27 protein-coding genes and 2 pseudogenes are annotated in these 23,703 nt (G+C 66.2%); 13 read left to right on the top strand and 16 right to left on the bottom strand.

Annotation, left to right across the window (positions count from 1 at the left end; translation table 11 throughout):
- Positions 1 to 80: 80 nt before the first annotated feature.
- Together CHC02_RS09960 and CHC02_RS09955 are read left to right on the top strand one after the other, a co-directional pair.
- A complete protein-coding gene (locus tag CHC02_RS09960; protein ID WP_089391314.1) occupies positions 81 to 977 on the top strand; it encodes a universal stress protein in 897 nt (298 codons plus the stop codon).
- 11 nt (positions 978 to 988) lie between these two features.
- Positions 989 to 1,228, top strand: coding sequence for a hypothetical protein (locus CHC02_RS09955; protein ID WP_089391313.1), 240 nt, complete (start codon positions 989 to 991; stop codon positions 1,226 to 1,228).
- Between the two features lie 32 nt (positions 1,229 to 1,260).
- On the opposite strand, the gene CHC02_RS09950 is transcribed toward CHC02_RS09955, so the two are convergent.
- A complete protein-coding gene (locus tag CHC02_RS09950; protein ID WP_089391312.1) occupies positions 1,261 to 2,463 on the bottom strand; it encodes an MFS transporter in 1,203 nt (400 codons plus the stop codon).
- Between the two features lie 1,009 nt (positions 2,464 to 3,472).
- Between CHC02_RS09950 and CHC02_RS09945 the strand changes: the two genes are divergently transcribed.
- Positions 3,473 to 4,360, top strand: a complete 888-nt coding sequence (locus tag CHC02_RS09945; protein WP_089391311.1) for an alpha/beta fold hydrolase — start codon at positions 3,473 to 3,475, stop codon at positions 4,358 to 4,360.
- A gap of 8 nt (positions 4,361 to 4,368) precedes the next feature.
- Here CHC02_RS09945 and CHC02_RS09940 read toward each other — a convergent pair whose 3' ends face one another.
- Positions 4,369 to 4,920, bottom strand: coding sequence for a 4-hydroxylaminobenzoate lyase (locus CHC02_RS09940; protein ID WP_089391310.1), 552 nt, complete (start codon positions 4,918 to 4,920; stop codon positions 4,369 to 4,371).
- Between the two features lie 195 nt (positions 4,921 to 5,115).
- Here CHC02_RS09940 and CHC02_RS09935 point away from each other — a divergent pair, with 195 nt between their 5' ends.
- Complete coding sequence (locus CHC02_RS09935) at positions 5,116 to 6,087, top strand: LysR family transcriptional regulator (RefSeq protein WP_089391309.1); 972 nt, start codon at positions 5,116 to 5,118, stop codon at positions 6,085 to 6,087.
- Between the two features lie 289 nt (positions 6,088 to 6,376).
- Here the strand turns inward: CHC02_RS09935 and CHC02_RS09930 are convergent.
- A pseudogene (locus tag CHC02_RS09930) lies at positions 6,377 to 6,688 on the bottom strand (LysR substrate-binding domain-containing protein); the annotation flags it as partial.
- 49 nt (positions 6,689 to 6,737) lie between these two features.
- Here CHC02_RS09930 and CHC02_RS30190 point away from each other — a divergent pair.
- The 4 genes and pseudogenes from CHC02_RS30190 to CHC02_RS30185 all read left to right on the top strand — a co-directional run bounded on the left by CHC02_RS30190 (position 6,738) and on the right by CHC02_RS30185 (position 8,410).
- A complete protein-coding gene (locus CHC02_RS30190) occupies positions 6,738 to 6,890 on the top strand; it encodes a hypothetical protein (RefSeq protein ID WP_167364810.1) in 153 nt (50 codons plus the stop codon).
- The gene (locus CHC02_RS09920) at positions 6,887 to 7,966 is read left to right on the top strand and encodes a C45 family autoproteolytic acyltransferase/hydrolase (protein ID WP_089391308.1); all 1,080 of its coding nucleotides are present in this window, start codon (positions 6,887 to 6,889) and stop codon (positions 7,964 to 7,966) included. Before CHC02_RS30190 ends, CHC02_RS09920 begins: the two co-directional genes overlap by 4 nt.
- A 91-nt stretch (positions 7,967 to 8,057) precedes the next feature.
- A pseudogene (locus CHC02_RS09915) lies at positions 8,058 to 8,249 on the top strand (MFS transporter); the annotation flags it as partial.
- A gap of 23 nt (positions 8,250 to 8,272) precedes the next feature.
- Positions 8,273 to 8,410, top strand: coding sequence for a hypothetical protein (locus tag CHC02_RS30185; RefSeq protein WP_167364812.1), 138 nt, complete (start codon positions 8,273 to 8,275; stop codon positions 8,408 to 8,410).
- Between the two features lie 409 nt (positions 8,411 to 8,819).
- Here the strand turns inward: CHC02_RS30185 and CHC02_RS09910 are convergent, their stop codons facing one another.
- Positions 8,820 to 9,704, bottom strand: a complete 885-nt coding sequence (locus CHC02_RS09910; RefSeq protein ID WP_089391307.1) for a DMT family transporter — start codon at positions 9,702 to 9,704, stop codon at positions 8,820 to 8,822.
- A gap of 271 nt (positions 9,705 to 9,975) precedes the next feature.
- Here CHC02_RS09910 and CHC02_RS09905 point away from each other — a divergent pair, with 271 nt between their 5' ends.
- Positions 9,976 to 10,674 carry a B3/B4 domain-containing protein gene (locus tag CHC02_RS09905; protein WP_089391306.1) on the top strand — a complete coding sequence of 233 codons (699 nt, stop codon included), beginning with the start codon at positions 9,976 to 9,978 and terminating at the stop codon, positions 10,672 to 10,674.
- Between the two features lie 104 nt (positions 10,675 to 10,778).
- Here CHC02_RS09905 and CHC02_RS09900 read toward each other — a convergent pair whose 3' ends face one another.
- The 6 genes from CHC02_RS09900 to CHC02_RS09875 all read right to left on the bottom strand — a co-directional run bounded on the left by CHC02_RS09900 (position 10,779) and on the right by CHC02_RS09875 (position 14,531).
- Positions 10,779 to 11,051 carry a hypothetical protein gene (locus CHC02_RS09900; protein ID WP_089391305.1) on the bottom strand — a complete coding sequence of 91 codons (273 nt, stop codon included), beginning with the start codon at positions 11,049 to 11,051 and terminating at the stop codon, positions 10,779 to 10,781.
- Between the two features lie 408 nt (positions 11,052 to 11,459).
- On the bottom strand, positions 11,460 to 11,810 hold the full coding sequence (locus tag CHC02_RS09895; RefSeq protein ID WP_089391304.1) for a hypothetical protein: 351 nt from the start codon (positions 11,808 to 11,810) through the stop codon (positions 11,460 to 11,462).
- A gap of 33 nt (positions 11,811 to 11,843) precedes the next feature.
- Positions 11,844 to 12,176 carry a low molecular weight protein tyrosine phosphatase family protein gene (locus tag CHC02_RS09890; protein ID WP_089391303.1) on the bottom strand — a complete coding sequence of 111 codons (333 nt, stop codon included), beginning with the start codon at positions 12,174 to 12,176 and terminating at the stop codon, positions 11,844 to 11,846.
- The gene (locus CHC02_RS09885) at positions 12,173 to 12,367 is read right to left on the bottom strand and encodes a hypothetical protein (RefSeq protein ID WP_176450317.1); all 195 of its coding nucleotides are present in this window, start codon (positions 12,365 to 12,367) and stop codon (positions 12,173 to 12,175) included. The genes CHC02_RS09890 and CHC02_RS09885 overlap by 4 nt, the downstream gene beginning before the upstream one ends.
- A 220-nt stretch (positions 12,368 to 12,587) precedes the next feature.
- Entirely contained in the window at positions 12,588 to 13,478 is an 891-nt protein-coding gene (locus CHC02_RS09880) for a serine hydrolase domain-containing protein (protein WP_089391301.1), read from the bottom strand.
- A 201-nt stretch (positions 13,479 to 13,679) separates the two neighbouring features.
- Positions 13,680 to 14,531 carry an AraC family transcriptional regulator gene (locus CHC02_RS09875; protein WP_089391300.1) on the bottom strand — a complete coding sequence of 284 codons (852 nt, stop codon included), beginning with the start codon at positions 14,529 to 14,531 and terminating at the stop codon, positions 13,680 to 13,682.
- Between the two features lie 149 nt (positions 14,532 to 14,680).
- Between CHC02_RS09875 and CHC02_RS09870 the strand changes: the two genes are divergently transcribed.
- Both CHC02_RS09870 and CHC02_RS09865 read left to right on the top strand, forming a co-directional pair.
- Positions 14,681 to 15,064, top strand: a complete 384-nt coding sequence (locus CHC02_RS09870) for a hypothetical protein (RefSeq protein ID WP_089391299.1) — start codon at positions 14,681 to 14,683, stop codon at positions 15,062 to 15,064.
- A 19-nt stretch (positions 15,065 to 15,083) separates the two neighbouring features.
- Entirely contained in the window at positions 15,084 to 15,440 is a 357-nt protein-coding gene (locus CHC02_RS09865) for an antibiotic biosynthesis monooxygenase (RefSeq protein ID WP_089391298.1), read from the top strand.
- Positions 15,441 to 16,051: 611 nt separating this feature from the next.
- Here the strand turns inward: CHC02_RS09865 and CHC02_RS09860 are convergent.
- Positions 16,052 to 16,741 (bottom strand): GNAT family N-acetyltransferase, encoded by a 690-nt coding sequence (locus tag CHC02_RS09860; protein WP_089391297.1) that lies wholly within the window; start codon positions 16,739 to 16,741, stop codon positions 16,052 to 16,054.
- Positions 16,742 to 17,024: 283 nt separating this feature from the next.
- Between CHC02_RS09860 and CHC02_RS09855 the strand changes: the two genes are divergently transcribed.
- Positions 17,025 to 17,267 (top strand): HP1242/YdcH family protein, encoded by a 243-nt coding sequence (locus CHC02_RS09855; protein WP_058488385.1) that lies wholly within the window; start codon positions 17,025 to 17,027, stop codon positions 17,265 to 17,267.
- A gap of 162 nt (positions 17,268 to 17,429) precedes the next feature.
- Here the strand turns inward: CHC02_RS09855 and CHC02_RS09850 are convergent, their stop codons facing one another.
- Positions 17,430 to 18,428, bottom strand: a complete 999-nt coding sequence (locus CHC02_RS09850) for an NAD(P)H-dependent flavin oxidoreductase (protein ID WP_089391296.1) — start codon at positions 18,426 to 18,428, stop codon at positions 17,430 to 17,432.
- 230 nt (positions 18,429 to 18,658) lie between these two features.
- Entirely contained in the window at positions 18,659 to 19,624 is a 966-nt protein-coding gene (locus CHC02_RS09845) for a LysR family transcriptional regulator (RefSeq protein ID WP_089391295.1), read from the bottom strand.
- Between the two features lie 220 nt (positions 19,625 to 19,844).
- On the opposite strand from CHC02_RS09845, the gene CHC02_RS09840 reads away from it, so the two are divergent.
- A complete protein-coding gene (locus tag CHC02_RS09840; RefSeq protein WP_089391294.1) occupies positions 19,845 to 20,270 on the top strand; it encodes an ester cyclase in 426 nt (141 codons plus the stop codon).
- Positions 20,271 to 20,356: 86 nt separating this feature from the next.
- Here CHC02_RS09840 and CHC02_RS09835 read toward each other — a convergent pair whose 3' ends face one another.
- The 3 genes from CHC02_RS09835 to CHC02_RS09825 form a co-directional block, all read right to left on the bottom strand.
- Positions 20,357 to 21,163, bottom strand: a complete 807-nt coding sequence (locus tag CHC02_RS09835; RefSeq protein ID WP_089391293.1) for a helix-turn-helix domain-containing protein — start codon at positions 21,161 to 21,163, stop codon at positions 20,357 to 20,359.
- 122 nt (positions 21,164 to 21,285) lie between these two features.
- Positions 21,286 to 22,518: an ethanolamine utilization protein EutH gene (gene eutH / locus CHC02_RS09830; protein ID WP_089391292.1), complete on the bottom strand. Its 1,233-nt coding sequence runs from the start codon at positions 22,516 to 22,518 to the stop codon at positions 21,286 to 21,288.
- A gap of 99 nt (positions 22,519 to 22,617) precedes the next feature.
- A complete protein-coding gene (locus CHC02_RS09825; RefSeq protein ID WP_089391291.1) occupies positions 22,618 to 23,382 on the bottom strand; it encodes an SDR family NAD(P)-dependent oxidoreductase in 765 nt (254 codons plus the stop codon).
- Positions 23,383 to 23,703 lie beyond the last annotated feature (321 nt).

Genomic DNA, 23,703 nt, shown 5'->3' with positions numbered 1-23,703 from the left:
GTTTGATGCACATCAAGGGGCCGCTGGCGGCGAAGGCGCAGGCTTAGGGGCACAACCCCTGTCCCCCTCCGGAGGTCCCCATGAACGCCTACTCGCGCCTGCTGCTGATCTGCGATCCCCTGCTCCGTGACACCGCCGCCATGGCGCGCGCAAAGGCCCTGGCCCTGGCTGGCGGCGCCCACCTGCACCTGGTCACCCTGGATGCCCTGCCGGTGGGCCTGGGCGTGCTCGACAGCGTGCTGCAGACCCGCGCCCGCGAAGAGACGCGCCTGCGCCAGGAACGCTGGCTGGAGGCGCACGCCGCCGACCTGCGCGCCCAGGGCATCGAGGTCGTCGCCGAGGCGGTGTGGACGGAAGACCCGCTGAAGGAAGCGCTGCGCCTGGTGGAGCAGCACGGCATCGACCTGGTGGTGAAGGACAGCCAGTACGAACCGGCCCTGAGCCGCGCCATCATGACCCCGCTGGACTGGCAGCTGCTGCGCCAGTGCCCGGTGCCGCTGCACCTGGTCAGCACCGCCGACAACCCGTGCCCGCAGCGGGTGCTGGCCGCGCTGGACCTGTCCCAGGACGACGTGCTCGTCGACCAGTTGAACGACCATATCGTCGAGTCGGCGCAGGCCCTGGCCCGCCAGTGCGGCGCCGAGCTGCACCTGCTGCAGGCCTACGACCTGGCCAGCGGCTACCTGGCCTATGCCGCGGGCCCCGTGGCCTGGTCGCCGGAAGTCGCCGAGCAGATGAGCGGCCGCTCGCGCCAGCGCATGGACCGCATCGGCGAACGCTTCGGCGTCGGCCGGCCCTGCCAGCACCTGGTCAAGGGCCCGGCCACCCGCGTCATCAGCGATTTCGCCAACGAGAAGCGCATGGACGTGGTGGTCATGGGCACCCTCTACCGCCCGGGCCTGGCGAAGATCATCGGCAGCACCACCGAGCAGGCGCTGTACCGGGTGCATTCGGGCATTCTCGCGGTCCGGCCCTGAGGTCGGCGGCCATGAAGATGGTCGCGTTCCTCGCCCTGCTGCTGTCGATCTGGGCCATCGCCGTGGTGGCCTGGATGATGCTGCGCTACACCCCCGCCGGCGGCGACGCCCAGTACGTGTTCCTCTGGGACCGCTGGGAGAACCGCGTGTGCCTGGTGTCCATCGGCAACCCGTCGCGGGTCATCTGCGACCCGCGTTCGCTCTGGGTGGACGGGCAGCAGGGCGACGGGCCCTCGGCGCGGCGGCCGTGACGGCGGCCCGTGGGTAGGGCCGCCGCGTCCGCTCAGCAGTCGCCCTGCAGGGCGGCCCTTTCCTGGCGGCGGCTGCTGGCCAGGGAGATCGACCAGAGCACGAAGCCGCCGATGGCCAGCAGGCTGCCCACCCAGCCCGGCGAGGTCCAGCCGTAGCCGGCGGCCAGGGCCAGGCCGCCGAGGAACGGGCCCAGCGCGTTGGCGAAGTTGAAGGCCGAGTGGTTCAGCGCCGCGGCCAGGCCCTGGGCGTCCTCGGCCACGTCCATCAGGCGCGTCTGCAGCACCGTGCCCAGGGCGCCGCCGAAGCCGACGAAGAACACGCAGATGGCGATGCTCCAGATATTGCCCGCGGTGAACGGGAAGATCGCCAGCACCACCGCGCTCCACACCAGCAGGCCGCCGGCGGTGGGCATCAGCGCGCGGTCGGCGAGCGCCGGGATGAACATGTTGCCGAGGGTCATGCCGACGCCGAACACCGCCAGCACCAGCGGCACCACGGCGGGGGAGACGTGGGTGACCGCGCCGAGGATGTCGGCCAGGTAGGTGTACACCGCGAACAGGCCGCCGAAGCCGATGGCGCCGATGCCCAGGGTCAGCCACACCTGGCCGCGCTTCAGCGCGCCCAGCTCGCGCAGCGGGCTGGCGCCGGCCTCGGGCGGCGAGTAGGGCGCCAGCAGGCGCACGCAGAGCATGGTGGCCACGCCCAGCGCGGCAACCAGGGCGAAGCTCCAGCGCCAGCCCAGGGCCTGGCCCAGCCAGTTGGCCAGGGGCACGCCGACGATGGTGGCCACGGTCAGGCCGAGGAACATCCGCCCGACCGCCACCGTGCGCCGGTGCGGCGGCACCAGCGAGGCGGCCACCAGCGCGGCGATGCCGAAGTAGGCGCCATGGGGCAGGCCGCTGACGAAGCGGAACAGCAGCATCCAGTGGTAGGTCGGCGCCAGCGCGCTGAGGCCGTTGCCCAGGGCGAACAGCCCCATCAGCAGCACCAGCAGCGTCCGCCGCGGCAGGCGCGCGCCGAGCACCGCCAGCAGCGGCGCGCCCACCACCACGCCCAGGGCGTAGGCGCTGATCACATGGCCCGCGGTGGGCGCATCGATGCCCAGGGCCGGGGCGAACAGCGGCAGCAGGCTCATGGTGGCGAACTCGGTGGTGCCGATGGCGAAGCCGCCCACGGCGAGGGCGAATAGCACCAGGGCCGCACCGCGTCGCGGTTCGGTTGCAGAGGTAGTCATCAGGTGTCCTTGGTTCTTATGGAGTGCGCAGGCGCGTGGCTGTCACGGGGTGCACGGTCAAGGCAGTGACCGACAGCGAAAGGACGCACAGGATAGCAGAAGGTTCCGCCCGGTTGTGTGCATGGGACGTGGTCCCGTGTGCGCATAGAGCGCATAACGCCTACGGTCAGCGGTGTCTCGGGCCAACGGCGGATAACCGCGAACGGTTATCCGCCCTACGGGGGAATGGTGCGGGTGGGGCAGCAAGGAGCGAATCTTATCCGCGAAGTGCGCCGATACGTCCGGCTATCGCGGACAAGGTCCTACCCTACGGGCTGGCACGGCTTCTCGTAGGAGCGAGCTTGCTCGCGAACGGTGCTAGCTGGTTGCATGGGTGTTTCGGACCCACTCCGCCACCCTCTCCCCAGCCCTCTCCCGCAAGCGGGAGAGGGGGCCGTTCGGTGCGCTTGGATATTCCTGAGGCAGCCGGCGATACCGAGGGCTTCCGGTTGAAACCATCAGATTTCTCGGCACGGACTGGCTCCCTCTCTCTTCAGGGAGAGGGGGCTGTTCGGTGTGCTTGGGTATTCCTGAGGCCGCCGGCAACACCGAGGGTTTCCGGTTGAAGCCATCACATTTCTTGGCACGGACTGGCTCCCTCTCCCTTCAGGGAGAGGGGGCTGTTCGGTGCGCTTGGATATTCCTGAGGCAGCCGGCAATACCGAGGGTTTCCGGCTGAAGCCATTAGATTTCTTGGCACGGACTGGCTCCCTCTCCCTTCAGGGAGAGGGCTGGGGAGAGGGCGCTCTTCAGGGCGAGCACCGAACTCGCGGGTAGCTTGCTTGCGAACGGTGTCACCCGGTTGCATGGGGGGGCGGATTGACCCCGCTCCCTCTCCCGCAAGCGGGAGAGGGGGCCGTCCCGAGCGACGCCGGATTCCGAGTCATCCTGGGCGAGCGGGCACCTGTCTATCGATGTTGATTAATGATTATCATTTGCCATCTTTCGCCATGCCACCAGGAGCCGACCCATGGCCATCGAGCCTGCAGCACCCGCGCCGACCCAGGGCACGCCAGGGCTGGCGCGCACCCGCGATGGCCGCGAGCTGTTCTACCAGGCGCTGCCGGGGCCGGCGGACGGGCGGGCGCCCACCGTGGTGTTCGAGAGCGGCCTGGCCGCCAGCCGTTCCTTCTGGGGGCTGGTGCAGCCGCGGGTGGCGCAGCGGGCCCGCGCGGTGGTCTACGACCGCAGCGGCCTCGGCCGCAGCCCGGCGGACGCCCGGCCGCGCAGCATGCAGCGGATGGCCGACGACCTCAACGACCTGCTCGACCACCTGGGCCCCGGGCCCTTCGTGCTGGTGGCGCACAGCGGCGGCGGCCCCCTGGTGCGCGCCGCCACCGCTGCGAGGCCGCAGCGCATCGCCGGGCTGGTGCTGGCGGACGTGTCCGACGAAGCCTGCGAGCTGATCTTCACCCCGGCCTTCCGCCGCCTGGAGAAGTTCGCCCACCTGGCCAGTTGGCTGCTGGCCCGCTGCGGCCTGCTGGAGCGCTGCTACCGCAAGGCGATCGCCGTGCTGCCCGAGGACGTGCTCGCCGACCTGCGCCGGGAAGGCTTCACCATGGCCGTGATGCGCACCCGCGGCGCCGAGCCGGCCGGCCTGGTGGCGGCGCTGCAGGCCTATCGCAGCCAGCCGCCGGTGCTGCCGGACATCCCGCTGACGGTTATCTCCGGCGCCCTGGCGGACTTCGGCATGAGCGCACAGATACGCGCGGCGGCCAACGCCGCCCATGCCCACCGCGCCCGGCAGTCGCTCCAGGGCCGCCACGTGCTGGCCGAGCGCTCCGGCCATGGGCTGATCCTCAGCGAACCGGAACTGGTCGCCGACGAGATCGCGCGATTGCTCGACATGGCGGCCTGACCCCGGCGTCACGCCCCGGGTGCCTGCACGTCGTACGAGATGCGCCCGGCAGGCAGGAAGAACAGCGCGATCACCGCGCCGCCCCTGGCTTCGGGGAAGTGCCGGCTGCCCGGCGCGGGGGCCGTCCAGCCCGCATGGCACCAGCCGTTGGGGCCGGCCAGGGCTGCACCTTCGTCCAGCGGGATGACCATGTTGAATTCGCCGTAGGGGTGGGCATGGTAGTCGCCGCGGAAGCTGCCCTCCGGGTTGCCCTGGTCATTGTCGCGGCTGTCCATGTAGACCGCCGTGACGCTGAAGCCGAAGGTCGCCTCGGATGGTGGCGCGATCCGCGAGCGGCGATAGTGCCGCCCCTGGATCTCGACGTTGGCGGCCCAGCCTTCGACTTCCACGCCCAGCCGGATCAGCCGGGCCACGTCCTGGTAGAAGGCGCTGTCGGGGCCGTAGTTGCTATTCAGCCAGTCCTCGACCTGGCTGCCGGGGGTCATGTCCTTCACGGTTTCCAGGAAGGGGATGCAGCGGGCCAGCAGGGCCTGCTGGCTGGGGGAGGGCTGGTTTGCCATGGGAGTGCTCTCGTCCGGTTGCTGGAGGAGGGCGGCCGTTCGGGCCGCGCCATGGCCAGGACGATGCCAGGCCGCGCTCCGGCTTCGAAGCGATGGATGTGCAAGGTGATGTTGCATGCCGTGCATGGCGCCGGCCTGTCGGCGACGCTGCCGCGCTGGCTAGAATCCAGGTTTCGGCCATGACCTGGGGCGACCATGAACCTCGGACGCATCGACCTCAACCTGCTGCGCGTGTTCGACGCGGTGTTCGAAGAACGCAACCTGCTGCGCGCCGGCAAGCGCCTGCACCTCAGCCAGTCGGCCATCAGCCACGCCCTGGGCCGGCTGCGCGAGGCGCTGCAGGACGACCTCTTCGTGCGCACCGCCCGGGGCATGGAGCCCACCGCGCGGGCCACGGCGATGGCCGGGCCATTGCGCAGCGCACTGCTGCAGATCCAGGCCACCCTCGGCGCCGAGCCCTTCGAGCCGCAGCGGGCGCAACGCCGCTTCGTGGTGGCCGCCAACGACTACGTCACCCAACTGCTGCTGGGGCACCTGGGCCGGCGCCTGGCCGAACTCGGCCCGCAGGTGGACCTGACCATACGCCCCTCCACGCGCCTGGACCTGGCGAGCCAGATCGACATCGGCCACATCGACATCGCCGTCGGCGTCTTCGCCGACCTGCCGGTGCGCTTCCAGGCCCTGGAGCTGTGGCGCGAAGGCGAATCCCTGGTGCTGCGCAAGGGCCACCCGCTGGCGGACCGCGGCATCGACAGGCGGGCCCTGGCCGGTTACCCGCTGGTCACCGTGTCCCTGGGTGGCCAGGAGGAGGGCGCGGTCGGCGGCTTCATCATGGAGCGCGGCCTCGCCCGGCAGTCGGAGATGTTCGGCCGCCAGGCCCTGGAGGATGCCTACGCGGACGCCGGCACGGCGCCCCGCGTGCGCATCGCCGTTGCCCACTCGCTGGCCATTCCCGCGCTGCTGCGCGATACCGACATGGTCGCCCTGGTGCCATCCCAACTGGCCGCCGAGTTCGCTCGCGACGGTGCTTTCCTCGCCCGCGCCGTTCCCTACGAGGCGCCGATTTCCGTGGTGCGCGCGGTATGGCACCGGCGCAACCAGCAGGACCCGGCGCACGCGTGGTTGCGCCAGCAGATCGCCGAGGTGGCGGGGCAGTTGCCGCTCTAGGGCCGGCTGGTGTCGCCGGCCTCCCGTAGGCGCGAGCCTGCTCGCGAACGAACGCGGGAACCCAATAGACAGTTGCTCCTACGGTGGTGCAACCGTAGGTATAACCGTTCGCGGTTATCCGCCGCTGGCCGTGCTACCGGGGTGTCTGGCGTGGCCGGTGAATCCAATCGCGGACGGAGTCCGCTCCTACGACGGTGCTTCCTTGAACTGGAGCGGACTCCGTCCGCGATCATGGCGGATAACGCCGTAGGCGTTATGCGCCCTACGAAAAGCGCCGGCGGCATGTCCCTCAGCCCAACCCCTGCGCCCGCAGGTGCGCCCTCAACCCCTCGATGAACACCCGCACCTTGCGCGTATTGCGCCGGTGCGGCAGGAACAGCACGTGGATGGTGGCGCCGAAGGCGCTCTGGTCGCGCCAGCAGTCCGGTAGCTGTTCCACCAGTTCGCCGCGCTCCAGGTAGGGCCGCGCGCTCCATTGCGGGAGGAACTGCACGCCCTGGCCGGCCAGCAGGCAGGCCAGGAGGAAGTCGTAGTTGTCGCTGGCCAGGCGCGGCACCGGCTGCTTCAGGCGGATGCGTTCGCCGTCGCGGTTGACCCACCAGATTCCGGCGCTGGTGTCCATGGCCTGAGTTTTTTCCTCAGCGGAAACTATGGCCGCGGCCGACCTCATCCTCCACGGCGGCAAGGTCTACACCGCCGAACCCGGCCAGGGCCTGCAGCAGGCGGTGGCCATGCTGATACTCGCCAAGGTGGACGCGGCGAAAGTCGCTTCTTTCCAAATCGACAAAGGAGCCTTGCAGTGATCATCCATTCCTTCGTGAGCGAAACCCGCGAGCCGTTCGAGCGCGGGCGGCAGATTGGAGAGCGGTGGGCGGAACAGATTCGGCGCAGCGTGGCGCTGTACCTCGACTTCTTCCCCCGCGTGGGCGTGCCCGCCGGGCAGGCGCGCGGCATCGGCGAGGCCAGCCTGGCCGCGCTGGACGCCTGGTGCCCGGCCCTGGCCCGGGAGATCGAGGGCCTGGCCGCCGGCGTGGGGTTGCCGCTGTGGCAACTGGCGGCGCTGAATGCGCGCACCGAAATCCTCGCGGTGATGCCGGCGCAACCGCTGGAAGGCGAGTGCTCCACCGCGGTCTACGCGCCCCATGGCGCCGCCGCGCCGCTGAGCATCCAGACCTGGGACTGGCACGACAGCCTGGTGCCCCACGGCCTGCTGCTGCAGCTGGCCGCCGGCAGCGGCCTGACGGTCAAGCTGTTCACCGAGTTCGGCATGCTCGGCAAGATCGGCGTCAACAGCGCCGGCCTGGGCATGCACTTCAACATCCTCCACCACGCCGGCGACAACGCCGAGGCCGGGGTGCCGGTGCACGCCATCGCCCGCCGCGTGCTGGAAGAGGCCACCAGCGTGGCCGAGGCCATCGAACTGGTGGGTTCGGCCCGCGTCAGCGCCTCCACCGTGCTGACCTGCTTCAGCCGCGACGACGCCGAGCTGCGCGCCGCCAGCATCGAGATGAGCCCGGCGGCCACCGCCGTGGTGCCGCCGCGCGCCGATGGCTGGGTGCTGCACACCAACCACTTCGTCGACCCGCAGCAGGCCAGGGGCGAGCGCACTGCCGACGTCTCCACCACCTACGCGCGCTTCGACCACCTGGCGGCCATGGCCCCGGGCATGGCCCGCGAGGACCTGGCGGCCCGCGCCGAGGCCTTCTGCGGCGACGCCGGCGAGCAGGCGGTGGTGTGCTTCCACCCGGACCTGTCGCAGCCGGACACCGAGCGCTGGGAAACCCTGCTGACCATCGGCCTGGACAGCGTCGGCTGCAACCTGGAGTACGTCGCCGGCAACCCCAAGGCCCTGGCCCGCGACGGCTTCCTGCGCTTCTGACCTAGCGCCGCGCCACCCGCGAAAGACACCCGGCGGCGGCCCCCAGGCCGCCGCACGGGCCACTGCTGCCACAAGAACAAGAGCAGACACCATGATCGATCACACCCCCGCACAGCCCGGCTCGCGCTCGGCGTTCAAAACCTTCTGCGTCTCCGGCATGGGCATAGCGCTGGAGTTCTACGACTTCGTCATCTACGGCTATGCCGCGGCGCTGGTCTTCCCCAAGCTGTTCTTCCCCGGCATGGACCGCCTGACCGCTGTGCTGGTGGCCTTCGCCGCCTGGGCTACCGCTACGGCCGCCGCACGGTGATGATCTTCGGCGCGGCCATCATGGCCCTGGTGGCGGTCTGCTCGTTCACCCTGCGCGAGACGGCGTATCTGGAGATGGAGGAAGTGGACACCGGCGTGGCGCCGGTGGGGGAGGCGGTGCGTAGCTTGTCCTGAGGTGAAGGGCTTTTGTAGGAGCGAGCTTGCTCGCGAATGGTGTTCACTGGCGGCTGCGGTACCTGGGGTGACACCGTTCCCTCTCCCCAGCCCTCTCCCTGAAGGGAGAGGGGGCTTGTCCGTGCCGAGAGAATGAATGGTTCCAGCCGGATATCACCGTGCTTGCCGGCTGACACCATGACACCAAACCCTGCCCAACGGTCCCCTCTCCCTTCAGGGAGAGGGTTAGGGAGAGGGAGCGGAGTTAATCCAAAATGCCACAACCACCGGCAAACACCATTCGCAAACAAGCTCGCCCCTACCATAACCTGAAGAAGCCTGAAGCCTGAAGCCTGAAGCCTGAAGCCTGAAGCCTGAAGCCTGAAGCCTGAAGCCTGAAGCCTGAAGCCTGAAGCCTGAAGCCCCAAATTCAACCCGTCCCCCGCCGCCGCACCCCAGGCACCAACCCCAGCACCAACGCACACCCCGCCAGGATGATCAGCGCGCCCAGCCCCTGCACCAGCGACAGCGGCTCGTGCAGCCAGAGCGCCCCCACCAGCACCGCCACCACCGTCACCACGAACTCCACGCTGATGGCGCGGGTGGCGCCGATGCGTGATACCAGGCGGAAGTACACCACGTAGTTGAAGGCGCTCATCATGCAGCCGCACAGCAGCAGGTAGAACACGTCCAGCGCCGAGGGCACGCCCGGTGGCGGCACCCAGTAAAGCAGCGGCAGGGTCAGCAGCCCGCCCACCAGGAAGGCGCCGCAGGTCACCTCCCAGGAGCCCGCCGTGCGCAGGCGCAGCGCCGCGTAGTTGCTGCCGTAGGCCGCGCACAGCGCGCCGAAGATGGAGCCGGCGCAGCCCAGCACGAAGGCGCGCGTCACCGGCACCGCCGGGAAGCCCACCAGCAGGAACATGCCCAGCAGCCCAAGGGCCAGGCCGGTGAGCCCGGCCAGGGTGATGCGCTCCAGCCCCCACAGGCGGCCGATGACCATGGAGAACAGCGGGATGGCCGCCACGAAGATCGCCGCCATGGCGGTGCCGATCAGCGGGGTGGCGAAGGTCATGCCGATCAGCTGGCCGGCCACCGTGGTCGCGCCCACCACGCACAGCGGCCGCCACAGGCCGTGGAAGTCCAGCACCCGGCCGCTCAGCCGCGCCGCCGCCAGCAGGGTGAGGCTGGCGATCAGCGCGCGGAAGCTCACCGCGCCCACCCAGCCGAAGCCGGCTATCGCCTTGAGCAGCACCAGGAACGACAGGCCCCAGGCCAGCGCGAGATACAGGTAGGCGACGAGATCGCGAGGTTGCATGGGGCACCGGCAGCAAAGGGAAGGGGAGGCGCGCGAAAGCGCCCCGGCGGGGCGCGCCTATCTTGTCCGAACGGCCAGCTCGGCGGGAAGGGGGCTGTCGTTCCTGGCGGGTTGCATGCCGCAGCGGTGCCTGCCGGGCCTATTAGCAAAACTGATCGTGCATTCGCTGAAATCATCGGAATCGATATGGAACCCGCCCGCCCCGCGGTGCTAGAAAGGGCCCGCGTCACCCAGGTTTGGCGCGTTCGACCACCGACATGGAGACGCCACAATGCAACCCGTATTCCCCCGGATCGACCCCCGGGTCGCCACCCTGGCACCCGGCTTCCGCGCCCTGAGCCTGACGGTGGAGGCCGCGCCCATCCTGCACCCGGCGGTGGCCGGCCAGGCCGTGGAGCGCGCCTGCCGGGTGCTGCTCGATGGCGGCCCGGCCTGGGCCGAAGCCCATATCGCCGCCTGGGCCGAGGTATTCCGCGGCTTCGGCGCCAAGCCCCAGCGCACCCCCTGTTCGGTGGAGGCCCTGCGCAAGCGCGTGCTGCGCGACGGCAGCCTGCCAAGCATCGACCCCGTGGTCGACCTCTACAACGCCATCAGCATCCAGTACGCGTTGCCGGTGGGCGGCGAGAACCTGGCGGCCTACGTCGGCACGCCGCGGCTGACCCTCGCCGACGGCAGCGAGCCGTTCGACACCTTCAAGGAAGGCCAGCCGGCCAACGACCCGCCGCTGCCCGGCGAAGTCATCTGGCGCGACGACCTGGGCGCCACCTGCCGCCGCTGGAACTGGCGCCAGGGCGTGCGCACGCGCTTGAGCGCCGAGGCCCGGCAGATGTGGTTCATCCTCGAAAGCCTGCCGGCCATGCCGCTGGAGGCCCTGCACGAGGCCGGCGAGCGCCTGGTCGAGGGCCTGCGGCAGATGATGCCGGGGGTGCGGCTGGAGCGGCATCTCGTGGGCGCCGTCGAGCCGAAATGACCCGGCGATCGCCGACTTCATGAAGCCGAAGGCCGGGGCCCGCCACCTCCCGCAGGAGAAGTGCAGGCCCCGGCCTTTGGCCATGCGGGCAGGCACCGGCGTGATCAGCCGGCGCCATGCTCGAGCCGCAGCTGGGCCAGCTCGTACAGGTGCCGCGCCTCACCGGCCAGCGGCACCAGCGCGGAAGCCAGCCGCGAAGTCTCCTGCACCAGCACGTCGTCGCCATCGTGGCACTCCAGCACGTGCAACAGGTCTTCCAGCGCCGCCAGGCGGCGCACGGCGGCATCGTACAGATGCGCCGCGGGCGCACCGGTATTCACGAACAGAACATCGTCGAAGGACTGATGGTGCAGCGGCACCAGTTTCCGATCAGCCATGGCACACCTCCAGGGCGGGGGCGCAGGGCAGGGAGGACGGCAAGGCGAACACAGCAAGGCAAGAACGGCAGTGCATTTCCGTTGCTCCTTCTGGGAGGGGAGGAGCCGCCAACCCGGAAGGAGGGCGGCGGACCGTGCGGGGGTCGCAGTACCGGCACCGTTGATGCGCATATAACCGGCCAGGCCGAAGCCTGCCCCACACGATCCGCCATGGCTGCACTATGCAGCAGGCAAGAAAAAGCGCCTGTGCAAGCATGCTCTGGCGCTTTATGCACATACAACGGTACACGGGGCTGCGACACTCCGGCCACGGGATTGACCGTGACAGGGAGCGAATCTAGCGACGGCCTTTGTAGGTCCACAAGGGAGAATGTGGGTGGGAAATTTCAGGTGAATCCGCAACCCGCGTCACAGGCCGAAGAGGTAGCCCAGCACAGCGGCCGCCATGGCCAGCGCAGCCACCACCAGGGCGGGCCTGGAAGTGGCCAGCTTCAGGAAAAGCTGCCTGTTCTGCCGGCGTATCTCCAGCAACTCCCGCGCCGCCTCCGGATGTATGTCCCGGAGAAAGTGCCGGCTGCTGTAGATCAGAAACCTCGCCTGCCCGAGTTCACTCACATTGGGGCAGACGATGGAGAACATGGCCTCACCATCCGGGCCGACGCCGGTATTGAAGACATACGAGTCCAGCCCGTGCCTTCTCAGCGCCGAGTTCAGGTACTCGGCGAGGGCTTCTTCCTTGAAGTGGAGCAGGGTATGCATGGGCTTCAGCGCCGGGGTTCGGGTACAGCCTGTCTAGTCGCGGACGGCAAGGCAGGACGTCACCATATCGTCGAGCATGTCCACCAGTTCAGGATCCATGAAGCGGTAGTCATCGGGAATATCCAGAACGTGAAGCCGCTTGTGTTCGAGCAGCCGGGCGTATTCCGCCCGTAGACGATTCAGGTGCTTGCGCTCCATCACGAAGATCACATCGGCCCAGCGGATATCCGCCGGGCCGATGGGTTTGCGGGCGTTCGGGCTGGTGCCCGCCGAACGCGCTTCGAAGCCGGGCCGGCGGCGCCAGATAGCTTCCGCGGTGGGGCTACGCCATTGATTTCGGCTGCAGATGAAAAGGAGTCTGGTCACTCTTGATCCAGCAGTTGGCGGATGCTGCGGATGGGATAACCCAGGCCAAGTTGGCGGGCCCTGAGCAGCTTGTCGGCACGGGTGTACAACAGCTTCCAGTTCTTTTCCGGCCGGGGCCGCGGCGGGCGAAACGCCTTTTCGGGAGCATGCCTGCGGGCCTGCGAGCGTCTCCAGGCGCGTGTTCTTTCCATGGTCATATCCTCGTGAATACCGGGGTTCAGCAGCCGCGGCAATACGGGGTGGGCGTATGGTAGACGTGAACCGGGGCCGTAGTCACCCCTCCCAACGCCATGCATGGCAGGTAGAAGAGCCAGGGCGACATCTGCCCGCGGCGGCTCACGACCCAGAGCGAACGTTGAATCGGGCGAGCGGGTGATATTCATCGGAAACCGGACAAGACCCTGCGAAGTCTCAGCGCACCACCTCAAGTGCCTCGCGTATTTCCTGTACGGCCCGCGCTTCGACACTTCCCTCATCCGACCCCGTCGAGAAAACTGCGCAGCAGGCGGCTGTTTCTCCAACTGCGCATCGATAGACCGCCACCACGCTTCCGGGGCCACACCCGGTATGCCCGGCCAGGGTCAGGCCGCCCTCGATCGTCCCTCGCATCAGGCCCAGGGCATATCCTGGCGTGACCCACGGCCGGCCGGCCATTGGGCCACCCAATGTCCGTGTCGCCTGCATTTCCTGAAGCAGGTTGGCAGGGAGCAGTTCTCCGGCGAGCAGGCGATCCAGGAAAAGGGCGGCCTGCGAAACAGGGCCCGTCAGCAATCCGTGGTAGACCCAGCCGGGGTCGTAATTCAACGAATTGCCGAGGTACGCCCCGTTCAGGTCTGCGCGTTCCGTTGCGAAGCGAACCGCCGAGATGCCGAGCGGGGCCAGGGCTTGCTGCCGGAGCGTTTCTTCAAGCGGCAGGTCTGCGGCACGTTCGATGAGCCTGGCGACAAGCATGAAACCCACATTCGAGTAGCGCCAGCCAGCTCCAGGGCTGTAGCGGAGCCGGTGGCCATCCAGGCGCTGCATCATCTCGTCCGCGGGCCACGCCGGTTCATGATTGGCAACGGCGGCGTGGTACTCGGGAAGCTCGCCATAGTCAGCGAGGCCTGCTTCGTGGCGTAGAAGTTGACGCAATGTGTAGGCGGCTTCAGGAAGCGCAGCATCCAGAGCGAGTCGACCGTCGCGTACCAAGGTCAGGGCGGTCGCGGCTAACACCGTTTTGGTGAAACTCCACCATGGCACACGGGGTTCGACCTGTGGGGAGGCTGTTATTGATCGACCGTTGGAAAGGGTGGAGATCAGCATCGAATACTCAAGCGGTAATGGCGGGCCGGTGCGAAAGCATAGAGGCAGCAACATACCCCATTCCCGGCGATGCAGGCCCAGTTGGCTTTCTTCTTCTATCGGTACGGGTTCGCGACGTCCGCACTTTGACGAAAGAGAACCATGGTTTGCTTATCCAGGACGAACCGTCGATCGTGACGCTTAACCTGCCCAACCCGACGCTCAAGGCGCCAGCACGATGCCACTCCCAGGCGTGGCATCACCAGCGCTCCCCGCAGTGGCTGCACGCTCGAGCAGGTAGCGCGCCGGTGGCTTGCCCATCGCCTTGCGGAACATGGTCACGAAGCCGCTGGCACTTTCGTAGCCCAGGTCCAGTGCAACCGCCTGCACACTCTCCCCGTTGGTCAGGCGCCGCAGCGAAAGGATGATGTGCAACTGCCGGCGCCACCGGCCGAAACTCATGCCGACTTCCTGCATCAGCAGGCGGCTCATGCTGCGTTCGCTCATGCCGATGCATTTGGCCCATTCAGCCATCGACGTCTTGCTCGAAGGATCGGCAAGCAGCATTTGCGCGAGCTGGCGCAGGCGCTGGTTTTGCGGCATCGGCAAATGCAGGTGCTCGATGGGGGCATCTCGCAACTCGTCCAGCAACACGGCGATCAAGCGCGCCTCCGGGCCGTTCTCGGCGTACAGCTGCTCGAATCCCGTCGCTTTGAGCAGCAGCTCGCGCAGCAGGGGCGAGACCGAGAGGGTGCAGCACTGGGTAGGCAGGCCTTCGATCGCGTCCGGTTCGACGAACAGGCAATAGCACTCGGTTTCTCCCGAGCCCCGGGTCGAATGCGGCATGTCTCCGGGAATCCAGATTGCGCACTGTGGCGGAACGATCCACACGCCCCTGTCCACCTCGCAGTTGAGAATCCCGCGCACCGAATAGATCAACTGCGCCTTGCGATGGTGGTGAAGCGCATGCTCCCAGTCCTTGGCAACCTGCGATGCATTCAGCGCAGTGACCTGGCGCGCGATGCTATCGATGTCCCACGTGAGCGATGGGTCCTCAGCGGTAGTGGAGTCCATGACGCTTCCCCGAAGCTGTTGGCTGAAATGAGAAACAGTGTGGCTAGATTGTGCAATGACGCACTTCAGCCGGGCTAGTTATCTTGCAGGTGAATTGATGGCGCCCTGTGTCCAGGGCGCCACCCACCTCAACGCAGGGGACGGCTCGCATGGTTATCGATTCCACACACTTTCCGCTGGTCTGGATGAAGGTTGGCGCATCCGGGATTCACACCGACGACGAGGGATTCAAGGCTTTCGAAGCATTGCTGGCGCGTGCGGAACCCTTCGTCCTGCTGGATGAACGAGCGCAACAGGAGGAGCACGAACATTCCCACGAAGAAAGAAAACAGTTGTCCCTTTGGATGAAACGCCACAAGGCCGCCTTGCGGTCGTTCGTCAAGGCGCAGATTTTCATCGAGCCGGATCTCGCCAGGCAGAAGGCAGCCGAACTGTTTGCGGGCAAGTTCGAAGCGTTCTGGGGCTACCCATTGCTGGTCGTCGCTACCCGGGAGGAAGGCCTGGAGTTGGCGCGCAAGTTACTGGGCCGGTAAGCGGCAGGAGATGACGTCCATGTGCCTAGTTGCAATCAGCACCGTCGAGATCAGGCCAGCCAGCGGCTCGGCAGCGGTGCTGCGAACGAGATTGGAAGCGTTGCTGGCGAACTTGAACCGCACCTCTGGCTGTGCTGCCTACCGCCTGGCCTGCAAAAGCGGCCCTGGCGACACCTGGATCCTCACCGGGTACTGGGATTCGACCGAACGCATGACCGCGCACTTCGACCTGCCGTGCCTGGCCAGGCTGTTCGAACTGCTGGTGCAGAGGCTGATTGTGGGGCTCCGGTTCGGGACATTCTTCGTGCCATCCCCAATCGAACGCGCTGTCGGGGTGGCAGTGCCAGGGCACCTTGAGTCCCCCAGGCCCGGATGACGGGCGGGTTCTGGCGGAAAGCGGCGCATGGTTCGTTTATCCAGGGCGAACCATGGTCACCGGTAGCAATCGACCCAGAGCGGACTCACTCAGTTGCGTTTTATTGTACGCCCCGCCTTGAGCCAATATGTTTTGCCCCTGCATCTATCAGGAAGAATGCCGAAACAGGTAGCGATAGCCAAAATAGGATTGGGCTCCAGAACATGCCGAGGCCTAGCCAAGGCAATAGGTCAAAGCTGCCCGCTGAGCAAGGGGCGAGGCCTTTGATGCTCCCATGGCAATCAAAGTGGTGATAGGCGAACGTTCCTAGCTTCCAGATCGCAAGGAAAACTGCGGGAGGAGTAACTGCAGGAGCGTATCTAGACATCCATGACATGTTGATTCCTGCCTATGAGTAACTAGCCTACGCGGGCTCTGTGTCTACGCCGCGGGCGTCGCAAACACTTCCTGTTCATCAGTCACCACTCTCTCGAAGCGCCGCATCAGGGCGAAGGACGGGTTGGAGTGAGGCTACAAAGCCGTTTGGGCTGTGCCGGGATTGGGTAAACCCTGCAGTTGCTGTATGTCCGCTTCAGGCCGGAAACGGACATTCAAGTCAGGACAATCACCCCTCAGTGAAGCGTAGGGAAACGCTCTTCCACCAATGCCTGAGCCTGATACGCCAACTGGTCGAGCAGGCGGTCGCGTTTGTCCTCGGCGTCGCTCATGGCCTTCTTGCCGCGCTGCTGCAGCAGGTAGGCGTGGATCTGCCGCACTTCCCTGGATTGGTAGATCGGCGCCAGGTCCTGTACCGCCACCATGCCGTCCGAGCGGTGGTCGCGGGTGTTCAGCAGCACCTGCGGCCCCTGCGCCGCCAGTACCCGGAAGCCCATCGACTCGAAGACCGGCACCTTGCCCGCTACGCAGGCCAGCTCGGCGTGGGGCCGGTGCTCGACCATCCGCCGCAACATGGCCCGGGCAATGCCGCGGCGGCGGTGGCTGGCCTTGACGGCCAGGTAGGCCAGCGTGCAGGCCTCGGCATCATCCCGGCTCGGCAGGTACAGGGCAAAACCCAGCACCCGGGAGGGATCGTCGTCGTCCAGCGCCAGGATCAGCCGCGCGGGGCCCTCCGGGGTGCCGTTCATGGCCTGCAGGTACAGGTGCACCTCGTAGCCGATCACGTACTGGTACAACTGATAGAGCGGATTGCTGGGCGTCAGCGGCACCGGGCTGATGTCGCTGAAGTAGTCCACCACCATCTGCAGAACCTGGCTCTTCAGGGATTCGGGCGGCGGCGTGTCGAGGTTTGCAAGGGTGAACATCTGAAGCTGGCTCCGGGCATGCCCGATCGGGAAATCGGCGTTGGCGCCATTGTAACGCCCGCGGGCAGCCGGCGTTCTCGCCGTATCTGCGTGGGCGCTCAACGACGGGGAGGGCGGATCGATTGTTGGCTCTGGTTTTCGGCTCGAGGCAGTCGGTGGGGGCCGGCGGAAACCGGCCAGGCGCGGACACGCCTTTTCTTTGCGGCGTCTTCAGTGATCTACCTCAACACTGGCCCAACCAGGATCCTGCAAAGTGCTTTTTTCACTCTCCTGGAGAACCCTCATGTTTCCCGAGTTCCGCGAAAAGATTTCCCGCCTCAAGACCGAGGATCCGCATTTTGCAAAGCTCTTCCACAGCCACAACGATCTCGACCAGGAGATCAAGAACATGGAAGCTGGCATCACTCCCGCAACCCACGACACCATCGAGTCGCTGAAGAAGCAGAAGCTGCAGCTCAAGGACGAACTCTACGAAATTCTGCGCAAGAAAGATGGCTGCCAATGTGGACATGGCTGCGGCGGTTGATTAGCCCTGGGGCATAGATCTCGGCCTTCGATGCAACGGCAGAAATGCCGGCGCATGGGTAACGCCCGCGGGTATCCGGCGTTCTCGCCGTACCTGCGTGGGCGCTCAACGAAGGGGCGGGCGGATCGATTGTTGACGTTGGTTTCGACCCGCAGCGGACGTTCAGGCCTGGCGGCAGAGCCCTTCAAAGCGAAGCATCGCCTGCCGCGCATCGTCGAGAACTTCATCGAAGATGGCTTCCACCGGCTGTACGGCATCGGCAAATACCACTGACGGGCCATAGTCGAGCATGCCAAGGCTACTGTCGCCGGTCAGGTATGCCTGGGTGGTCAGCGCCCCCATGACGTGTGGGCGGTAGCGTTCGAAGTCGCTGGTGCCCGTCGCATCCAGGGCTGCAACTGCTTTTGCGCTTTCGTTGTTCAGCACCCTGTGATGCTGCCGCAGCCCGGTCTTTACAACGACGCTATCGGTACCATCGCTTTCAACCAGCAGATCCTTGTATCGGCGGTGGATCCACAGTTCCTCGGAGACCAGCATCCTCGAACCCATCAGGACGGCGTCCGCCCCCATCATGAGCGTGGCAGCCAACTGGCGGCCGGTTCCCATTCCTCCGCCAATCACCAGCGGGATGGATATCTCCTTTGAGGCATGGGGCGCCTGGACCATGCTGCTGATGCCATAAGTCCCCGGATGGCCTCCACAGTCATTGCCGACGACGATCACTGCATCCACGCCAAGCCGTTCAGCCGATCGCGCGTAACGGACCGCGGGAACCTTGTGCAGCACCTTGATACCCGCATCCCGCAGGGCTGGAAGAATACCTTCGGGACTTGCGCCAGAAGTCTCGACGCAGAGGACATCCTCTTCCGCGAGAATCTTCACTTGCTCCTGCAGACGCCCAGCCGCCTTGGCTTGCCCTGAAATGTAGAGGTTCACGCCGAACCGCTTTCCGAAAGTCAGCTGGCGGCACTTCCGCAGCTGCTCACGAAATTCTTCCGGATCAGGGAAGCCGGCGGCCACGATAAATCCCATTCCGCCGGCGTTGACTACAGCCGCGACATAGGTCGCGTCGGAGAGACCGGGCCCCATGCCTCCGCAAAGGATGGGATGGCGAATGCCGAGCATTTCAGTGATGCGGGTCTTGAACAATGGGCTTCGCATGGGAGCACTCCAGTTCATTCACGACACAGGGCGGGCAAGCCGAGCCGGGCAAAGGAAATCGACCCCGCAGGGTGGTGCCGCGCAGAGCCGGAAGGTTGCGAACTTATAACTGAACAACTGTTCAGTAGTAAAGTGCCCCGCGACGCCAATCGCCCCAGATCAAGGATGCGCAAGACACGCCTCGCACATCCTCCATGGCCTGGATCCAGCCCGTCAGGTACCCGTCTTGATCAAGGCTGCTGCTCCGGGGAAGGATCGGTTCGGGGTTTCGAGGTGTTGCGCATCACTTCCCGCAGTGCCTCCACCAGGGCCGACGCGGCAGGCGACAGGGCGGTGCCCGCCAGGCGTGAAATGCCAATCTGCTCCAGGACCAGGGGCTCGAGGGCGGGGAGGCGAACGAGGTCCTTGCTGTGCGCCGGGTCGAAGGCCACCGACTGCGGGAGAATGCCGAGCAGGTCGGTCTGCTTCAACAGCCAGAGTATGTTGAAGAAGGACGTCGTCTCTATGGTCGCGTGGGGTGGCTCGATATTTTCCTGGTAGAAGATGTTGTCGAATTGCTTTCGCAGGGTAGTTTCCAGGGGTGGGAGAATCCATGCTGCGCGAGCGAGTTCCCCGAGTTCGACATTCGATTGCCGGGCGAGCGGGTGGCTACGCCGCGCAACGATAATGGCGTTCTCGCTGAACAGTGCCTCCTGGGCAACGACGGCACTTGAACTGACATCGGAAAGCCTGCCAACCAGGAAGTCCAGTTCACCCGATATCAGCCGGGGAATGAGTTCGCCGCTGACCCCCTCGACGATCTTGAGGCGCACGCTCGGGCGGCTTGCCCAAAGCCGCGCGATGGCTGCCGGCACCAGGTAGCTCGACCCGGTCAACACGCTTCCTATCGCGACACGTCCTGCATGCCCTTTTCCCAGGGCCTCGATCGCCTGGGAAACATGGTCCAACTGCGCCAGGACCATCCGGCTGCGTTCCACGAACGCGCGGCCCAGGTCGGTGGGCGTAACGCCCCTGCGGTTGCGTACGTAGAGCTGGGAGCCCACCGCTTCCTCGAGGTCCTGCAGCAGCTTGCTCGCCGTTGGCTGGGAGAGGTTGAGCGAGCGCGCGGCGTGCAAGACGCTCCCGTATTCGAAGAGCGCGATCGCCAGGCGGAAGTGCCTGACCGTTGCCCATCTTTCCAGCCTTTCCAGTGTCATGTGGTATTCCTGAAGCCGATATCACGTTAACTATAATATGTATTTACGAATATCAAAATGCACTTTTAGAATGTGCCGGCCGCACTGGCGCTTGCCCGGGTGAATTAACCGCGTGGAAATCAAAGTACTGCAGGCAATGCATGTCTTCAGCACTTCAAGGCTGCATGCATGCGTGGTTGCGGCTGTCTTTTCTATTTCTGGAATACGGAGGTAATACTGCATGAGTATCAAGAATCTGGAAGCCGTAAAGAACTACTTCAAATATTGTGTCGATGGGAAAGACGTGGAGAGGGTCGCTGATTACTTTGCCGCTGATGTCGTTGTACATCGGCCTGATTGCGACGCTCCGATTCGTGGCCTGGAGAACTTCAAGCAAGCCTTGAGCGAAAATGTTCTCGACCGCTACGAGACGATAACGACCAGATTTTCCAAGGAGGTCGTCACGGAGGATGTCGTCGTTGTCGCCTTGACGCATAACGCTACCGGCTCCAACACATGGCATGGTTACGATGTTGAAGGCAAGGACGTGGCCTGGACGGCCCTGACGTACTTCCGCTTCGACGCACAGGGGAAGGTTGTCGAGGAAATCGTCGAGCGGAACGAACTGTTCATGGCGAAGCAGCTTGGCATCATCGACTACGCCTGAAGCCCGCGGACGATGGCGGATAACGCCGTAGGCGTCATGCGCCCTACGGGGCCGGGCGCCTTCCCCACCGGCAGGGTGAGCACTACCTACCTCGCCGATTGCGCGATGTAGCCGATGAACAACCGGAACAGGTCGGAGTTGCTGGAGATTTCCAGGCGCTGGTAGATGTTGTGCTTGTGGACCTTCACGGTGCCTTCGGAGATGCCCAGCAGGCGGGCGATGGAGGCGTTGCTGTGGCCCTGCAGGAGGAGCTTGGCGATGTAGCGCTGGGCGTCGGTCAGCTGGCCCTGGAGGATGTCGACGAAGGCGCTTTCCAGTTCGCTTTCGGGGTTGTCGGCGATGGCGTCGGCGCTCTTCGGGGCGTTGCGCCAGTGCAGTTCCCAGAGCGAGCCGATGACCGGCGAGAGGGTTTCGAGCCGCTGGATTTCCGCGGGGTCGAAAGGACCGTGGTCCTGGGCCTTCATCAGCGAGAAGACGATGGCCGTGCGCGGCTGCAGGTGGATGATGTAGCCGATTTCCTCGACCAGGGTGCCGTGGGTGGAGGACACGCAGGGGTGCAGGTCGCGGGAGATGGCGAAGCCGGAGGAGAAGAAGCTGTCCGGCGCCAGGTCGCTCATGCGCCACAGGCCGGCCGGGTGGCGGTTCATGCTGGCCACGTAGAAGGGGTCGAGCAGGTAGCCGCCGCGGGCGTAGGCTTCCAGCGTCTTCGCCGACACCTGGCCGTTGTAGCCGTCGTGCAGCAGCTGCGCGTTGCGGTCGAAGCGGAAGAGGTAGGCGCAGCTCATGTCGAAGCCGATGTCGCCGCTCAGCAGCGAGCAGAGGGCATGCCCCAGCTTTTCGGTGCCGACGGCGGCTATCGCGTCCGCCAGCTTGTTCGCGTCCTGGCTGTTCATGGAGGGCTGCGTCATGGCGCCGTGTTGCCTGTGGTGAGCCGGTATTGCCGCGCCGCCCGGGTTGCGGGCGGCGGGCGCCAGGGCCTGGCAGGGGCGCCGCGGGGCGCCCCTGCGCGGGTGCCTCAGGACAGCCCGGCCGAGGCGCGCAGGGCGTCCTGCGGTGCTTCCTGGCTGCCCAGCTGCTGCGCCTTGGGCACCGCCAGCCAGTAGGCCAGGAGCATGCCGACCAGGCCACCTGCGAGTTTTCCAACGATCAGCGGCAGGATCAAGCTCGGCTGGAAGTTCGCCGAGTAGGCCAGGTGGTCGCCGAAGGTGAAGGCCGCGCTGACCGCGAAGGCGATGACCAGGACCTTGTCCTTGGGCGGCATGTCGGCCACCAGGCGGAACATCGCGAGGATGTTCGCCGAGGCGGCGAGGATGCCCGCCGCGCCCACCGGCGACAGGCCCAGGCGCGAGGCCACGTGCTCGATGGGGCGGGAGAGGAAGCGCTTGATCAGGTAGACCATCGGGAAGGCGCCGCAGAGCATGATGCCCACGTAGCCGGCGATCTCCAGCGCGCGGAACTGGTCCTGCTTGTCGGCGATGATGGGGGCGAAGCCCCAGCTGCCGAAGTTGGCGCTGAAGAAGCCGGTGAAGTACTCGACGATGGACGCCACCAGGATCAGCGTGACCGCCGCGTACATGATGCTGCCCAGCCTGAGGAACAGCCGCACCATCAGCCCCGGCACGTAGCGCAGCGCGGCGGCCAGGGCGATGCAGAAGAGGATCTGCGGCAGCAGGTTGCGCAGCAGCATCGCCAGGTCGAAGTGCAGCTGCAGGGTGGCGGCGCCGCTGGTGGCGATGTCCGGGCGCACGCCCAGGCCGAGCAACTGCATGCCCATGGCGATGAACACGATGCTGATGGGGATGCTCAGCAGCCCGGCCATGATGCCCAGGGCCATGTACTTGTGGTCGGCCTTGGCGAGCATGGCCAGGCCCACCGGGATGACGAAGATGATGGTCGAGCCGGACTGGAAGCCGGTGATCAGCCCGAGTATCCAGCCTTCCGGGTCGTGGGCCAGGGCCTGCGCCAGCTGGTAGCCGCCCAGGTCCGAGGCGATGAAGATCGCCCCGGCGATGCCCGGGTCCGCGCCCAGCGCGGTGAACAGCGGGCCCACGTAGTGGCTGATGAAGCTGGAGATGAAGGGGATCGCGGCCATGATGCCGGCGACGGGGATGAAGATCGGGCCGATGCTGTGGATGCCGGCGTTGAATTCCTTGCCCAGTTCCGACTCGGCGTCGAGCAGGGAGGCGATGGCCCCGACCACGGCGCAAGCCATGATGATGTAGATGACGTACGTGCCGATGTTTTCCATTAGCTGCCTCTGTCTCTTGTAGGTTTATTGTCTATTGGCAGAGCTAAGTGTTCGCGAGCCGGGTGTCGTTGGAGTTGCGCGCGCCCGGGCTCGGGGCGGTCAGGCCGCGGTGTAGGCGTTGTCGACGAACAGGTGGGCGCCGTTGACGAAGCTGGCGTCGTCGCTGGCCAGGAACAGCGCCGCCGAGGCTACCTCGCGGGGGTCGCACAGGCGCCCCTGCATGGCCTGCAGCGCCTCGTCGGAGACCTCGGTGCCGAACTCGCGCAGCAGGTCCAGCTCGCGCCGCCCGTGGGCGGTGCCGATGAAGCCGGGGCAGATGGCGTTGCTGCGGATGTTGCGGTCGCGGAACTCCACCGAGATCGCCCGGGCGAACATGTGGCAGGCGCCCTTGGTGGTGCAGTACAGGACCTCCATGGGGGTGCCGACCACGCCGGAGATGGACGAGGTGCAGATGATGCTGCCGCCGCCGGCCTCGATCATCTTCGGCAGCACCGCGCGGGTCACCAGGAACATGCTCTTGACGTTGATGTTCATCAGCCGGTCCCAGTCGCTCTCCCGGGTGTCCAGGAAGGGGCCGACGTGGAGGGTGCCGGCGTGGTTCATCAGCACGGTGATGGCGCCGAAGCGTTCCTCCACCTGCGCCACTGCGCGCTCGACCTGCTCGGCGACGGAGACGTCGGCGGGCACGAACAGCGCCGTGCCGCCGGCCGCGTTGATCCGCTCGGCCACGGCCTTGCCGTCGCTGCGCGGCAGGTCGAGCAGGGCGACCTTGGCGCCCTCGCGGGCGAAGAGTTCGGAAGCGGCCAGGCCGCAGCCGCCCGCGCCACCGGTGATCAGCGCCACTTTGCCGTTCAGTCGTCCCATGGGTTTCTCCTGCTTGTCGTTGGTGTGGGATTGCCGTGGGGTTCCACGCTAGGGACAGGCCCTGGGGGGTGTCCATATGCCGGTGGATATACGCGTGGCTATGTATTTGTTTTAAAAGAGATAAAAGGTTTTTCCAGAGCGCGGGGCAGGGCGCGGGGAGGGTGGCGACGCTTCGCTGCGGCCGTCCATGTCGGGACTGGTCAAGGAAGTGGCGTGTTTGAACAACTGCACGGCTGCGAACGTGAACTAGCTTGGGTTCGTGCAATGCGGCCCCGGCGGCCGGTCTTGCACATGGATATAACAAGACCAAAGAGGCCTCAG

The organism is Pseudomonas delhiensis, assembly GCF_900187975.1.
In the GTDB taxonomy this organism is placed as follows: Bacteria; Pseudomonadota; Gammaproteobacteria; order Pseudomonadales; family Pseudomonadaceae; genus Pseudomonas; species Pseudomonas delhiensis.
Note: the sequence above shows the minus strand (reverse complement) of the source record. Positions and strands in the feature narration are given on the sequence as shown.